Annotated in this window: 12 protein-coding genes; 4 read left to right on the top strand and 8 right to left on the bottom strand. The window is 44.0% G+C overall.

The window, feature by feature from the left end; all coding sequences use genetic code 11:
- Positions 1-51: 51 nt before the first annotated feature.
- From ppk1 to gyrB, 3 genes are all read right to left on the bottom strand, one after another.
- A complete protein-coding gene (gene ppk1 / locus QE357_RS06170; RefSeq protein WP_309706424.1) occupies positions 52-2,190 on the bottom strand; it encodes a polyphosphate kinase 1 in 2,139 nt (712 codons plus the stop codon).
- A 211-nt stretch (positions 2,191-2,401) separates the two neighbouring features.
- Positions 2,402-2,623 carry a hypothetical protein gene (locus QE357_RS06165; protein ID WP_106636316.1) on the bottom strand — a complete coding sequence of 74 codons (222 nt, stop codon included), beginning with the start codon at positions 2,621-2,623 and terminating at the stop codon, positions 2,402-2,404.
- Positions 2,624-2,971: 348 nt separating this feature from the next.
- Complete coding sequence (gene gyrB, locus QE357_RS06160) at positions 2,972-4,951, bottom strand: DNA topoisomerase (ATP-hydrolyzing) subunit B (protein WP_106636315.1); 1,980 nt, start codon at positions 4,949-4,951, stop codon at positions 2,972-2,974.
- Positions 4,952-5,317: 366 nt separating this feature from the next.
- On the opposite strand from gyrB, the gene QE357_RS06155 reads away from it, so the two are divergent.
- Entirely contained in the window at positions 5,318-6,460 is a 1,143-nt protein-coding gene (locus QE357_RS06155; RefSeq protein ID WP_309706423.1) for an aminotransferase class V-fold PLP-dependent enzyme, read from the top strand.
- A gap of 122 nt (positions 6,461-6,582) precedes the next feature.
- Here the strand turns inward: QE357_RS06155 and QE357_RS06150 are convergent, their stop codons facing one another.
- Positions 6,583-6,984: a hypothetical protein gene (locus QE357_RS06150; protein ID WP_106636314.1), complete on the bottom strand. Its 402-nt coding sequence runs from the start codon at positions 6,982-6,984 to the stop codon at positions 6,583-6,585.
- Between the two features lie 170 nt (positions 6,985-7,154).
- Complete coding sequence (locus QE357_RS06145) at positions 7,155-8,387, bottom strand: alanine dehydrogenase (protein WP_106636313.1); 1,233 nt, start codon at positions 8,385-8,387, stop codon at positions 7,155-7,157.
- Between the two features lie 277 nt (positions 8,388-8,664).
- Between QE357_RS06145 and QE357_RS06140 the strand changes: the two genes are divergently transcribed.
- Entirely contained in the window at positions 8,665-9,774 is a 1,110-nt protein-coding gene (locus tag QE357_RS06140) for a VWA domain-containing protein (RefSeq protein WP_106636312.1), read from the top strand.
- Positions 9,775-9,839: 65 nt separating this feature from the next.
- On the opposite strand, the gene QE357_RS24995 is transcribed toward QE357_RS06140, so the two are convergent.
- Complete coding sequence (locus QE357_RS24995; RefSeq protein ID WP_409050229.1) at positions 9,840-10,124, bottom strand: YcxB family protein; 285 nt, start codon at positions 10,122-10,124, stop codon at positions 9,840-9,842.
- A 342-nt stretch (positions 10,125-10,466) separates the two neighbouring features.
- Here QE357_RS24995 and QE357_RS06135 point away from each other — a divergent pair, with 342 nt between their 5' ends.
- Together QE357_RS06135 and QE357_RS06130 are read left to right on the top strand one after the other, a co-directional pair.
- Positions 10,467-11,180, top strand: coding sequence for a Bax inhibitor-1/YccA family protein (locus tag QE357_RS06135; RefSeq protein WP_309706422.1), 714 nt, complete (start codon positions 10,467-10,469; stop codon positions 11,178-11,180).
- A gap of 144 nt (positions 11,181-11,324) precedes the next feature.
- Positions 11,325-12,161, top strand: coding sequence for a fumarylacetoacetate hydrolase family protein (locus tag QE357_RS06130; protein ID WP_309706421.1), 837 nt, complete (start codon positions 11,325-11,327; stop codon positions 12,159-12,161).
- Positions 12,162-12,208: 47 nt separating this feature from the next.
- Here the strand turns inward: QE357_RS06130 and QE357_RS06125 are convergent, their stop codons facing one another.
- Together QE357_RS06125 and QE357_RS06120 are read right to left on the bottom strand one after the other, a co-directional pair.
- A complete protein-coding gene (locus QE357_RS06125) occupies positions 12,209-13,636 on the bottom strand; it encodes a M56 family metallopeptidase (RefSeq protein WP_309706420.1) in 1,428 nt (475 codons plus the stop codon).
- Complete coding sequence (locus QE357_RS06120; protein WP_307142388.1) at positions 13,636-14,007, bottom strand: BlaI/MecI/CopY family transcriptional regulator; 372 nt, start codon at positions 14,005-14,007, stop codon at positions 13,636-13,638. Before QE357_RS06120 ends, QE357_RS06125 begins: the two co-directional genes overlap by 1 nt.
- Positions 14,008-14,259 lie beyond the last annotated feature (252 nt).

The following is a 14,259-nucleotide window of genomic DNA, read 5'->3' as shown; positions in this document are numbered from 1 at the left end:
AAGATCTGCTTAAACAATCCTAATCGCTCGTATGCTATGTTTGAGGGGTACCTAAAAAAGCAATTGATCCGACAGACTTTCTTCCGTTACCTCGTAAAACTTCTGGTGAATATTGAAAGGTTCTTCATCCGCTTTCCGGGGACATTTTTTATAACTGCCATCCTCTTTCAAGGTGTAGGCATTTACATTGTCCTTCAGGTTATAATCCAGAATCAGAACGGCCTGCTGCTGAACTTTCGGATCGATTAAGCGGAATAAAGATTCAATCCGTTTGTCAAAACTCCGAACCATCAAGTCTGCACTGCCACCGTAAATTTTAGGTTGGCCATCATTATGGAAATAGAAGAGACGGGTATGTTCCAGATATTCCCCGACAATCGAACGAACCGTAATGTTTTCCGATAACCCTTCCCGACCGGGCCGCAAACAGCAAATACCCCGAACAATTAATTTGATAGGAACACCCGCTTGCGAAGCCAGGTATAACTCATCAATGGTTTCCCGATCTTCCAGCGAGTTAATTTTCAAACAGATCCCTGCCGTTTTTCCTTCCTTAGCGTTCGCCGCCTCGGCTCGAATTAACTCAATGAGGTTATTCCGCATATCGCCGGGAGCCGTAATCAGGTTTTGATAACTACTGGGCAGTGAATGCCCGGTAATCACGTTAAAGAATTCGGCTACATCGCTTGTATACTTTTCGTTGGAAGTTAATAACCCCACGTCAGTATACAATTTGGCGGTGTCTTCATTATAGTTACCACTCGACAAGTGAGCATAACGTTTCACGCCATCCCCTTCAGCCCGTACGATGAGTAATAGTTTCGTGTGGGTTTTGTAACGGCCAATGCCGTGAATCACGAAGCAGCCAGCTTTTTGCAGACGCTCAGCTTCACGAATGTTATTCTCTTCGTCGAAACGAGCCTTTACTTCAAATAATACGGCTACGTTTTTGCCATTTTCAGCGGCTTTCAGTAAGGCTGCCGTTACCCGGGAATTTTTTGCAACCCGGTAAATCGTCAGCTTAATACTAAGCACATTGGGATCTTCTGCCGCCTGTTCGAGTAACTGAAGAACGGGTTCGAAATTATTATAGGGGTGATGCAAAAACACATCACGGTCTTTCAGCGATGAGAAGATTCCGTCCACCCCTCCCCGAGGCATCCCCAACGGAGCCACGGGCATGGGCGATTTCGGTAACTCGTCGCGGAACTCGGGATGGCGGATGATTTGCCACATGGACGAAAAGTCAATGAGCCGATCCGCGTAGAAAATGTTCAGGTCATCAATTTCCCATTTCTTCTTGAAGATATTAATAACCCATTCGGAACAGTTTGGCTCAACAGCAATTTTCACCACCCGACCTAACCGACGGTTTTTTACTTTCTGACGAATTTCATCAATGATATCGTCTTCTACGTCGTCAATATCTTCTACTGAAAAATCGCCGTTACGAATGATTCGTAATAAGCTGACATTCAGAATTTCAATATTGCGGTAAAGCTTATAAATTTCGTGACGAACGATTTCTTCCATCGGTAAGAAAACCACTTCTTCACCCCGGTCAATGACATAAAAACGGGGTAGATTTTGTGGAATCTGGATGAAAGAAAGTTTCTTCTCGGCCTGATCTTTCTTGGTAACGTTCTGGTTTTTGGTAACAACCGTAAACGTCAGCGTCTTGGGAATAAGACTGGGAAAGGTGTGCGTCTGGTCATACACCATTGGCGTCAGCATCGGAAAAATCGTCCGATCAAAGTGACGGATGGCTGATTCGGCTTCTTCTTCGGTTAAATCTTCCCACTGGGCTAATCGTAATTCATGCTCTGGGAACTGAGGTAATAATTCGTCCCGGAAAATGCGGCTACGTTCTTCGTGAAAACGCTGAATAGCCGAAAGTAGCGTCTGACGGAAAGGCCATTCCCGAAGACCCGAGTAATCTACCCGTTCTTTCTTATAATCCAGATAGTTATATAAACTTCCTACCCGGATGGAAAAGAATTCATCCAGGTTTGAAGCGGTAATAGCCAGAAATTTCAATCGGTCAAATAAGGTACGCTGCGAATCACGAACCTGGTCAAGTACGCGTTCATTAAAAGCCAGCCAGCTTAAATCCCGGCTTATATAGGCGGATTGCCCGATAGTAGAACTTACTTTTTCCTGGCTACGAGCCAGACGTTTTTGGTCTTCCATAAAATTACGAAAACGGATCAGTCGCCGAAAAAACGACAAAAGGCCCGAAGATCGCGAGCCTTTCGATAAACGGTGCACTATGGTGTTTCTTCTAGACACAAAACAAACCTATTTTATCGCTGAGCTTATTTTAAACAATATTATCCTTTTGTTAACAAATAAGCGATTCGCATGATCAGAATACTTACTTATCAGAAACGGAGTTTTTTACTCAGTTATTATTATGCAACTGAGACTTGACTGCGGCATATTCTGAGCCAATTGTCGCCATTTCCTTAACCAGAAAAGTCTGCAATTGTTCGTTAAAAACGGCCTTTTCTTCCACCGAAAGCGAGGCATATAAATCCTTCAATTCCTGATTAATAACGGCTCTTTCGGCCTCATTTTCAGCCTTAATGGAACGAATATGGTAGGATTTAAAATCGTAGGTCATGCTTGTATAAGGTTTGATGGTTCGAGTCGTTTAAGTTTTCATCTTCATTTGGCACATACGCTGTTGCATATGTCGATCCGACTGCTGGAATATAAATTCAAAAGCACTTTCCCACATAGAGAAGCGACTTCATCGCGTCTGGCTTTCCCTGCCATGGCTGGTGTCTTACCAGCCATTTGTACGCAAACCGTGGTTGCGTGGTTGGTGTCTCACCAACCACGGCGTACTTTTCAAGTAACAAAAATACCTTTTACCCAGACGCGATAAATCGACATCTCTACGAAAAGAATAAAAAAAGTGGTGGATGTTTTCATCACCCACCACCCTTATGAATCATCCGTTTATGGACTAGATATCAATCTTCGCGTACTTCGCATTGCGTTCGATGAATTCCCGACGGGGAGCAACTTCGTCACCCATCAGCATCGAGAACACGTGATCAGCATCAGCCGCACTTTCAATCGTTACCTGCTTCAGCGTACGGGTGTCGGGGTTCATGGTTGTTTCCCACAACTGTTCAGCGTTCATTTCACCCAAACCTTTATAGCGTTGCACGCTTACTGAATCCGGGCGATCTCCACCAATTTCCAGCGTAGCCCGCTCGCGTTGTTGCTCCGTCCAGCAATAACGGAATTGCTGACCTTTTTTCACCTGATACAGCGGCGGTTGAGCAATGTACACGTATCCCTGATCGACCAGATCTTTCATATAACGGAAGAAGAAGGTCAGGATCAGTGTACGAATGTGACTCCCATCGACGTCGGCATCGGTCATGATTACGATCTTGTGGTAACGCAGCTTGTCCAGATTGAGGGCTCTTTCATCGCCTTCTTTTCCAAACTGTACGCCCAGAGCGGTAATCATGTTCTTAATCTCTTCGTTTTCGTAGATTTTATATTCCTGAGCTTTTTCTACGTTCAGGATTTTACCACGTAATGGAAGAATGGCCTGGAAATTCCGGTTACGACCCTGCTTAGCCGTTCCCCCTGCCGAGTCCCCCTCAACGAGGAATAACTCACACAGTTCCGCATCCGATTCTGAGCAGTCGGCCAGCTTACCAGGTAAGCCACCGCCCCCAAGAACCGTTTTACGCTGAACGGCTTCACGAGCTTTGCGAGCGGCAATCCGGGCCTTGGCCGCAATGATTACTTTATCAACAATGACTTTGGCTTCTTTCGGATGTTCTTCCAGCCAGGTTTGTAACATATCCGCTACCACCTGAGAAACCGCACCCGCTACCTCGCCATTCCCTAATTTCGTTTTTGTCTGGCCTTCAAACTGAGGCTCGGCTACTTTCACTGAAATAACTGCCGTCAGACCTTCGCGGAAATCTTCGCCGGAAATTTCAATTTTTTCCTTCGCCAGCATTCCGTTCTTATCCGCATAGTTTTTCAGTGTACGCGTTAACGCACCCCGGAAACCAGCTACGTGAGTACCGCCTTCAATTGTGTTAATGTTGTTTACATAACTGAATACGTTCTCTGAATAAGAGGTATTGTAAACCATGGATACCTGAACCGGAATCGAAGCTTTCTCTGATGATTCCATGTAAATAGGATCAGCTAACAGAGCTTCACGCGTTCCATCCAGGTATTTAACGAATTCGATCAGACCACCTTCTGAGTAAAACTCCTCGGTCAGGGGTTCTTCGGCTTCGTTTTTATCCCGCATATCCGTCAGGTAAATGCGGATCCCTTTATTGAGGTACGCTAATTCCCGCAGACGTTGGGCAACGGTTTCAAATTTGTATTCCGTAACCGTAAAAATGGTAGCATCTGGCTGAAAACGAACCGTGGTACCGGTGCGATCCCCAGCTTCACCTATCACGCGAACGGGATATTGAGGAACCCCGATTTTATACTCCTGCTCGAAGATTTTACCTTCGCGGTAGACGTTCACTTTCAGGTCCGTTGACAGGGCGTTCACGCAGGAAACCCCCACTCCGTGCAAACCACCGGATACTTTGTAAGAACCTTTATCGAACTTACCACCGGCGTGCAAAACGGTCATTACTACCTCAAGAGCCGACTTTTTCTCTTTCGAGTGCATTCCCGTAGGAATACCCCGGCCATTATCTTCAACGGTAATCGAATTGTCTTCGTTGATGGTAACCCGAATGGTATCACAATGACCCGCCAGAGCTTCGTCAATCGAGTTATCTACTACTTCCCAGATTAAGTGGTGAAGCCCTTTTGCCCCTACATCTCCAATGTACATGGAAGGACGTTTCCGCACGGCTTCGAGCCCTTCCAACACCTGAATATTATCGGCACCATAGTCATTGCGGGCCGTTACGACCTTATCTTCTTCCAAAACTTCGTTGGTCATAAATACTTGGTTTTTAGACTATTAGGCAAACTATTATAATCGCCCCTCCATTCGAAATAAACTTGGTAAAAATACAATTTTTTAGCCAGAAAATGGCCTTTTTTTCAAAGAAAATCACAAAAAAACAAAGACTTTCAGGTGAATTTGAAAAGACCAGAACTGAAACTCGAAATTCATGTACCTTTCGCCCAGTTTATTACGGATTACCCGGTACGGATAACGTAGAAAACCTGAAAATCGTGTTCAATTATATTTCTGCTGTCTTTCGAAACGCCAAGCGAAGACAGCCTGTTTTCGGGAGATCTAACGCCCGGTAACTCCTTATTAATCAACCATAAAAAACCTTTAATAATTCCCCTTTTGCCGATGTTCACCAGTCAGAAGCATTTGTTCTCACTGGACGACTCCGTTCATTACCTGAATGGAGCTTCCATGTCGCCCTTGTTGAAAAGTGTAGAAGAAGCGGGCATTAAAGGCTTGCTCCGAAAATCGCAGCCCCAATCCATTGTTCAGGATGATTATTTCACGGATGTAGAAACCGTTCGAAGGCTCTTTGGGCAACTTATCCAGGCCCCTACGGAACGCATCGCCATTATCCCTTCCGTCTCCTACGGAATGGCGAACGTAGCCAAGAACCTGAAAGCCCAGCCGGGTCAGCATATCCTGGTCGTGGAAGGGGAATTCCCCTCCGATGTATACGCATGGGAGGAAGTTTGCGAAACGCAGCAACTGGAACTGATTACCATTGATCGAACCGAAGATGGCCCCAGCTGGAGCGAAGCAATTCTGAAGGGCATATCCGAACGTACTGCTTTGGTGTTATTAGCTCCGTTACACTGGTCAGATGGCCTGTTATTTGATCTGAAAAACATTGCTCAGCGTTGCCGGAAAACGGGCACGCTTCTAGTGATCGATGGCACACAGGCCGTTGGGGCCATACCTTTTGACTTAAGTGAGATTCAGGCAGATGCCGTGATTGTGGCGGGTTATAAATGGCTGCTGGGCACCTACGGAATGGGACTGGCCTATTACGGCCCAGCCTTTGATGAAGGTCGTTCCATCGAACAGAGTTGGATTAATCGCAAAGGCAGCGATAATTTCCGGTCGCTGATGAGTTATACGCAGGAATTTCGTCCGGGAGCAAGCCGGTATTCCATGGGCGAACAGAGTAACTTCATTCAGATTCCTATGCAGAAAGTCGCGTTACAGCAACTTCTGGACTGGACCCCACAAGCCGTACAGCATTACTCCCGTACCCTGGTTAATCCCTTTGTAGAACGCTGGCAGGAGCTTGGTTTTCAACTCGCCGAGGAGTCTCAACGAGCTTCGCATTTGTTTGGTCTGCGGCACAACGTCCTGAATCACGAACGATTGAAGCAGGAATTAAGTCAGCGAAAGGTATTCATTTCAACCCGGGGAACAATCCTGAGAATTGCAGTCCACGTCTATAACGAACCGCAGGATCTGGAAGCCTTAACGGAAGCCCTGGAAGCGAGTTTAGGAAAGTAGTTTGATGAGGTTTGATGCGGTTTGGTTTTGTTGAAAGGTTTGAACGAATGTATACTAATCCTAGACCCTCTTTTCAAACCTCAAACTTTTTGCTCAAACCCATCAAACCTCAAACGATAGTATTAATCTTCAGGATAAGGAATGAAGATAAACTTGGTAAATTCTTGGTCGATGATGAAAAGACAAGCGAATTCGGCGGGGTCTTTGTAGTTTTCCTTGAAAAGCTCTTCTCCGTCTTCGCCAATGATTTCACGCTGTAAGAACTCTTCCAGAAACGTGGCATAATAATACCATTCGTTCCCATTCATTTCGCCACGACCAATCAAAGCCGAGCCAATGGGTTGCGTTTGTTGACAGGCTACAAAAATGGGGTAATTTGAAAAGCCCCGCTGACGAATCTGGTGGGCGGCTTCCTGAATGAATTCAGAAACTTTCACGAAATCAGCGGTGATACTTCCCAGGTATTTCCCGCTCAACTCAGGCGAGTTAGGGGCATTCGATAATGCTTCGGGTTCGTCGATCATTTTACTCAGTTTTCAGTGGCTTGTTTTCAGTTTTCAGTTAATGCTCACTTCTAGAGAATAACACTTTCCAATCGCTAAAAACTTGCCCTATTTTTAATTTCATTAGTGAAGTTTTCGTTGCTGCATGATCAAATAACTGAAAACCGTAAACAGACAACTGAAAACTAAACTTATCTTCTCGCGGCTAGTAGTAGCCCTAGGTCTTTGTATCTTAAATTAAAAAGTCTTGCGATGTGAGCGTTGGTTACCGATCCATTATGTACGTATACGCCCCGCATAAACCATTTGTTAGCAAACATCATTTCTTCGATGCCACCTAGTGTTCCGGTCTTTAGCAGAAAAGGCAGAAATACATTACTCAGAGCCATACTCGCCGTGCGGGCTACGCGACTGGGAATATTCGGCACACAGTAATGAATGACCCCGTGTTTCTTATACGTCGGATTTTTATGACTGGTCATTTCTGACGTCTCAAAATTACCGCCCTGATCAATCGATACATCAATAACGACAGAATTTGGTCGCATCCGGGCAACCATTTCTTCGGTTACCACCATCGGGCTACGGCCTTCTTCGCTCCGAATTGCTCCGATCACGACGTCCGCTCGCTGAATAGCATCTGACAGAATATCCGAATGAATAATGCTCGTATAAATCGGCTGACCCACGGCATATCGTAATCGCTGCAAGCGGTAGGTATCTTTATCAAATACCTGAACCTGAGCCCCTAATCCGATTGCCATTCGAGTAGCGTATTCAGCTACTGTCCCCGCTCCCAGAATCACTACCTTCGTTGGGGGGACACCCGTAATACCACCCAGAATAATTCCTTTTCCCGAATGAACGCCGCTGAGATACTCGGCCGCCACCATCATCACCGTACTCCCCGCAATTTCGCTCATGGTACGAATAATAGGCTTTGCTCCCGACTTATCTTCAATGTATTCAAACGCGATGGCCGTTACTTTTTTCTCATTCAAAGCCGCAAAATATTCCTGCGTACGGTTGGGTAAGGTCAGGGCCGAAATCAGGGTACTTCCCGCTTTCAGGTATTTATATTCCGCTTCGGTAACGGGTTCTACCTTCAGAATGACATCCGCCGCGTAAGCTTCCTCGGGCGAATACACGATACGGGCACCAGCCTCCTGGTAATCGTGATCACTGAACTGGGCACCATCGCCCGCTCCGCTCTCCACGATCACATGATGACCATTACGAACCAGTAAGGAAACCGCCTCAGGAACTAAAGTAATCCGATGATCCAGAAAGGAAATTTCTTTAGGTAACCCTATTTGTAGTGTATGCTCTTGGGTCTTGAGAGGGGCCAATTGCTCTTGCGGATACAAAAGCGTCTGCTGGGCCAAAGCCTCAAAACCTGTTTGTTGTACTTTAGGAACGCTCATAATGAAGCATTTAACCCGTTTTCTTTAGAATAGCTGTATGCTAAAAAGGTATCCAAGTAATAATTATAGTCCGATCTGGACGCTGCCCGATCGGCTTTACTTTGGCAAAGATACGCTTTTACGCGGGAAGGCTCGTTTAAGTTTTTGGCTCCCGATAAACTCAATCCATAAAAATGGGGTTAATTTTAGTAAGGGAACCGTAGCTTACTGCCTCCTGTTCTCTGGTAACTATCGCAAGGGCTCTTTTCCAACCACAAGCTTAACCTGATCAACGTTTATGCTCGGCCATCGTTTTTCTGATTTTGTACCTGATATTCAACAGGATTCCCAGCAGGCCAAGTTTGACCAGCTGCTCAATATTTTCAATCAATTACTAACCATGACCAGTGGCGACGTAGCTCAGGCGATGTCCTGGCTGACGCAACTGGATAAACAATACAAACTCACCGACGAAAATTACGGCATCGGTGATTTCTTTGAAGACCTGAAAAAGAAGGGGTACATCACCGAAGAAAACGCCGAAGGCGAAGTCGGATTAACCTCGAAAGGCGAGCAATCCATTCGCAAGCAATCATTAGATGAGATTTTCGGGAAACTGAAAAAATCCCGTTCGGGTGGTAATCACCGTACATCGCAGGCGGGTCAGGGTGATGAAGCCACGTCAGATCGCCGTTCATTCCAGTTTGGGGATTCACTGGAATCCATTGCCATGACGGAATCCATTCGTAATGCCCAGATTAACAACGGAATTGGTGAGTTCATGATGACCGAAAACGACCTGGAAATTGTCGATACGGAATTCAAGGCCCAAACCAGTACCGTGTTAATGATCGACATTAGTCACTCGATGATTCTCTACGGTGAAGACCGCATTACTCCTGCTAAAAAGGTGGCGATGGCTTTGTCGGAGTTAATCATGACGAAGTATCCGAAAGACACGCTAGATATTATCGTGTTTGGGAATGATGCCTGGCAGATTCAGGTCAAGGATTTGCCTTACCTGGAAGTAGGTCCGTATCATACCAACACCGTGGCGGGGCTGGAATTGGCGATGGATTTATTACGCCGTCGGAAGAACAAAAACAAACAGATTTTTATGATTACCGATGGAAAACCTACCTGTTTGAAAGAAGGCATTCGGTATTATAAAAACAGCTTCGGACTGGATCGTAAAATTCTGAATAAAACGCTGACGTTAGCGGCCCAATGTCGTCGAATTAAAATTCCGATTACCACCTTTATGATTGCCCGCGATCCGTATTTACAGGATTTTGTTCGCAAATTTACGGAAACTAATAATGGTCGGGCGTATTACTCCAGTCTAAAGGGTTTAGGGGAATTCATCTTCGAAGATTTCGAGCGAAATCGGAAGAAAAATGTGCGATAATTCGCAATTAAGCCCTTCGGTTTCTAATAAAAGACCCGGTTAGAAGATTCTAACCGGGTCTTTTATTAGAAAAATAGATGTCTGATTTTTTCCCTTTCTTGCTCAGATATATCTTTTTTAGGAATGGGGTAAAGATTAGCTTTATTGAGTTGAAGTAGAAAAAAGTCTTTCGTTTCCTCTATGTTACTTAACTCTTTCTTTAGTAACTCCGACTTCATTTCACCAATTGATATCTTTATTCGATCAGGGAAAAAGGTGTAAATCACTTCACTGTTCAATATTGGGCTAACCTGAAAAGACTTTCGAGAACCCCAAAAAGTTAACAAAGGAATAAAAAGGATGAAAAACATCCCAAAAAGAATTCAAAATTGAAAGGAGCCGGTTTTATAACCGCTATAGTAATGAGCAAAATACCTACGATTCCCAAAAATATATTGACTTTTTTTCGATACGTCAACTCATACATTAACTTCAGATAAGCCATAAATTCAACTCGGGTACGAACTTCAATCATAGTAAAAATCAATGGTAGATTTGAATAGAGTAGACTTCAAATATACTTATTCATTTATTAAGTCAACTCATCTAGGTTCCGCTTTTAACGCTTATTTTCCTTTACTCACTGCCGGGTTTGAATTCCCATAAAATCCCCTTTTCTTGGCAGCGTAATCTTTAACTTTTCCCTTATTGCTATGGCAAACCCGCTTTTTTCAGAAAAAACCTTTAACAAAATTACCCTTGCGTCGGATGATGTCATGACGTTGCAGGGTACCTTAAACAAAATTGCTCTCTTACTGACGGTTACCATCAGTGTAGCAGCAGTAACCTTTTACGCGGCCATTCAGGGACAGCCTTGGAGTATGCTCATGTTACCCGTAGGGGCTATTGGCGGCTTAATCATTGCCCTGATTCTGGTGTTCAAACCTACGCTGGCTCCCACATTGGCTCCTGTATATGCCATCCTGGAGGGTGCATTTGTGGGTGGCATTTCCAGCCAGTTTTCCGGTTTGGCTTTTATGGCTGCGGTATTAACCTTTGGCGTATTGGCCCTGATGTTAGTAGTTTATTATACAGGCCTTATTCGAGTAACGCAGGGATTCATGCAGGGAGTACTCGTGGCAACCGGAGCCGTAGCTTTGCTTTACTTACTAACCTTTGCTCTGAGCTTCTTTGGTATCATGGTACCTTACATTCACGAAGCTGGCTGGATTGGTATTATTTTTTCGCTGGTAGTGGTAGGAATCGCTGCGATGAATTTGCTGGTTGACTTTCACCTTATTGAAGCAGGTGTGGCACAGCAGGCTCCCAAGTACATGGAATGGTATTCGGCCTTCAGTTTACTCGTAACGATTGTCTGGTTGTATCTCGAAATTTTGAAACTCCTCGCCAAGCTTAATCGTAAATAACTCCAAACACCCCGATTGCCAGCAACAGTCGGGGTGTTTTTTTAAATAATAATACTATTACTTCGAATATCCTTAGATTCAGGGTAAGTCAATCAAACTCGTCTCTTTTATACTTAACCATCCGTTAAGCATTCTCTAAACCTTATGAAGCTCTACAAAACCCGTCTGGGCATCGTTCTTGAAGCCGAAAATCAGTTTTATTTCCTCTCCGATCTTGATTGGGATACGCTAATTAATCAGGATAACCTGCACGAAACGCTGACTTCCTATACCCAAACCCTCACGGCTTCCGATGAATATAAACTCTGGCTCACTACTGATGTACTAGCTCCGCTGGGACGGCAGGAAATTTGGGCGGCGGGAGTTACGTATCTCCGCAGTCGTGATGCCCGTATGGAAGAATCGCAGGATGCAGGTGGAGGCAGTTTTTATGATCGGGTCTACGACGCCGAACGTCCTGAAATTTTCTTCAAGGCCACTCCTGAACGCGTGGCGAATCCGCTGGGTCAGGTTCGCATTCGAAAAGATTCGCAGTGGAACGTTCCTGAACCCGAGTTAACGTTATTCATTACCTCTTCGGGAAAAATTGTAGGGTATACCTGCGGCAATGACATGAGTTCACGGGATATTGAAGGCGAAAATCCGCTCTATCTTCCCCAAGCCAAGTCTTACGACGGCAGTGCAGCCATTGGTCCCTGTTTGTACGTGCCCTCCGCTCCTATTGATCCCGGCACAGCTATTCGTCTAACTATTCTACGAAATGATTCTCCGGTTTTTGATCAGCAGATTGCTATTAGTCAGATGAAACGCCAGCACACGGAGCTCGTTTCCTTTCTGTTCCGCGAGTGCTCCTTTGCCTATGGCTGTTACCTGATGACGGGTACGGGCATCGTTCCTCCCGATGATTTCACTTTACAATCCGGCGATGAAATTCATATTCAGATTGATGGCATTGGCACGTTGATTAATACAGTAGCTTAAATACCATTCGTCGTGACTGGTAAAACGCTAGTCACGACGAATAATACTTATTTCTTTCCCTTTCTGGTCCAGTCTCCATTATTCGCATAAAGCGTATAGTTAGGTTCTTTTTCCGTTTCTTTTAGATACTTTTTATAGTCTTTGTTGGTCATTAAATCAACCTGATAATAATGCTTCCCATAATTAATGGCGTTTTTTTCCAGCTTACTAACGGAAACAACTGCAAAATCTTCCGGTTTGTATTTGTTTAATATTTCATTAGAAACTCGTTTGCCATCAATCCAGACTCCATTCATTTTAGGATTCTTCCAACTATCAAGTTGCTTTTGCGTAGGGTAAGGCGTCTGAGGAAAGGGTGGTATATACTTGACTACTATCTCCTGCGAATTTCTCTGTTGCTGACTCATCTGATCGAAAATAGATTTCATTCTGGCTCTATCCGTTTCGCTAAAATGTCTGATTTCATATCCATTTTTTCCTTTAACCCAGGATCGATCTACAATCGATTGGTATTCTTTCAGTAAATCATCCGATACTCCTTCCTTACTGGCGGGATTCTGAGATTTAGTAACGCCATCAGTATCTGGCCGTACCATCGTTGGAGCGGTCTGAGCTTCAGCGTATTCGACGGAACTAAACAAGGCGACGGCGATTCCAAGCACTGGAAGCACACTCAGTTGTATCACAAACGTGCGAAAACGGGAGGTCATTCTGGTCATCATCTGTAGTCTTTTTTTAGTGATTGCATAATTAAAAGCACTGGTAAACGATACACGTTGACTGACTTTACTTAATAATAAACGCTGATAATTTTTCACTTCGGGATACGCCACTAAAACCGCCTCATCCGCCAGAAACTCATGATTCATTTTTATATTTTTCCGATACAAGTAAACGCAGGGATTGAACCACCAGAATACCAGTATAAGCTCTATAAATAAAATATCCAGTGTATGTTTTTGTCGAACGTGTGCGAATTCATGTCGCCATATTTCAGGTTCGATTGTATGGTTATCGTAAGCCTTTTTGTTAACAAAAATGTAATTCAAAAAGCTGTAAGGTAACGTCTCTTTTGGTAGTAAAACAATCCTTATTGAATCCTGAACTATTACGTTCGAATTCTTTACATAACCAATCGTTAGCAGGCTTTTCATAAATCGAGCGAGTAATACCACTGTAACGATTCCGTATCCTATTCGCCAATCTATTTCAAAACCCGAATCGGCTGAAACAGTCGTTTGATTCGTCTGAGTCAGGTCTGTATGATAACCTGCTACTCCACCCAAATTTTCTGATGCAGAAGGAATTACTGCTTCAGGTAATTGGAAGGTTATGAAGGGGATCAGCAGTGAACCAGCCAGACTTAGCAGTAAGTAGAACCGATTAAATACGAACATTTTTTCTCTCTCCAGCAATACCTGATAGACCACCAGAAAGATGAATGAACATAAAATAGATTTGAGGAGGTATTCCATTACTTTTTCTTTTTAGTAATTTCTTCATCAACTATTTTCTTTAAATCTTCTAATTCATCTACTGATAAATCGGAAGATTCCGTGAAAAAGGAAGCAAACTTTAAGGCTGAATTCTCAAAGTAACTTTTGATGATTCCCTTTACCTGTTTAGCGAAATAGTCATTCTTATTGACCAGAGCATAATACTGGCGGGAATTTCCGTATACGGTATAATCCACAAATCCTTTTTCCTGCATTCGTTTCAATAAAGTAGCAACGGTAGTAACGGCAGGCTTGGGTTCGGGATATAATTCCAGCAGGTCTTTCATGAATACTTTTTCCTGTTTCCAGATCAGTTCCATGAGCTGTTCTTCGGCTTTCGTCAACTGCATTTATTCTACGTTTATAGATTTTACTCTACAAATGTAGAATATAAAATTTCTAGTCCAAACAACTGGGTGTTTTTTTATATGCTTACGATAGATTTTAAATTTCTATTCGTGTGGTTAGGGCACGAACATGAAAGGAGACGTTAATAATACTGGTGGCTGAAGCAAAAGGTGGCTAAGTTCCTAGAAGAACGTGTTATTTAATCCTATAGTAAGTTCCTTCGCTGTGCTCTGGATGACAGGGGAAAAGAAAAG

Origin of the sequence: Siphonobacter sp. SORGH_AS_0500, assembly GCF_031453245.1 — a bacterium.
Lineage (GTDB): Bacteria > Bacteroidota > Bacteroidia > Cytophagales > Spirosomataceae > Siphonobacter.
The sequence above is the reverse complement of the archived record's forward strand: the minus strand, read 5'-3'. Positions and strand labels throughout refer to the sequence as shown.

Excerpts from the sequence above, each read along its gene's own strand:
- QE357_RS06150 (WP_106636314.1), bottom strand. The coding sequence starts at position 6,984 with ATGATCGACGAACCCGAAGCATTATCGAATGCCCCTAACTCGCCTGAG.
- QE357_RS06135 (WP_309706422.1), top strand. The coding sequence starts at position 10,467 with ATGGCAAACCCGCTTTTTTCAGAAAAAACCTTTAACAAAATTACCCTT.
- QE357_RS06155 (WP_309706423.1), top strand. The coding sequence starts at position 5,318 with ATGTTCACCAGTCAGAAGCATTTGTTCTCACTGGACGACTCCGTTCAT.
- QE357_RS24995 (WP_409050229.1), bottom strand. The coding sequence starts at position 10,124 with ATGTTTTTCATCCTTTTTATTCCTTTGTTAACTTTTTGGGGTTCTCGA.
- gyrB (WP_106636315.1), bottom strand. The coding sequence starts at position 4,951 with ATGACCAACGAAGTTTTGGAAGAAGATAAGGTCGTAACGGCCCGCAAT.
- QE357_RS06125 (WP_309706420.1), bottom strand. The coding sequence starts at position 13,636 with ATGGAATACCTCCTCAAATCTATTTTATGTTCATTCATCTTTCTGGTG.
- QE357_RS06120 (WP_307142388.1), bottom strand. The coding sequence starts at position 14,007 with ATGCAGTTGACGAAAGCCGAAGAACAGCTCATGGAACTGATCTGGAAA.
- QE357_RS06165 (WP_106636316.1), bottom strand. The coding sequence starts at position 2,623 with ATGACCTACGATTTTAAATCCTACCATATTCGTTCCATTAAGGCTGAA.
- QE357_RS06140 (WP_106636312.1), top strand. The coding sequence starts at position 8,665 with ATGCTCGGCCATCGTTTTTCTGATTTTGTACCTGATATTCAACAGGAT.
- QE357_RS06145 (WP_106636313.1), bottom strand. The coding sequence starts at position 8,387 with ATGAGCGTTCCTAAAGTACAACAAACAGGTTTTGAGGCTTTGGCCCAG.
- QE357_RS06130 (WP_309706421.1), top strand. The coding sequence starts at position 11,325 with ATGAAGCTCTACAAAACCCGTCTGGGCATCGTTCTTGAAGCCGAAAAT.
- ppk1 (WP_309706424.1), bottom strand. The coding sequence starts at position 2,190 with ATGGAAGACCAAAAACGTCTGGCTCGTAGCCAGGAAAAAGTAAGTTCT.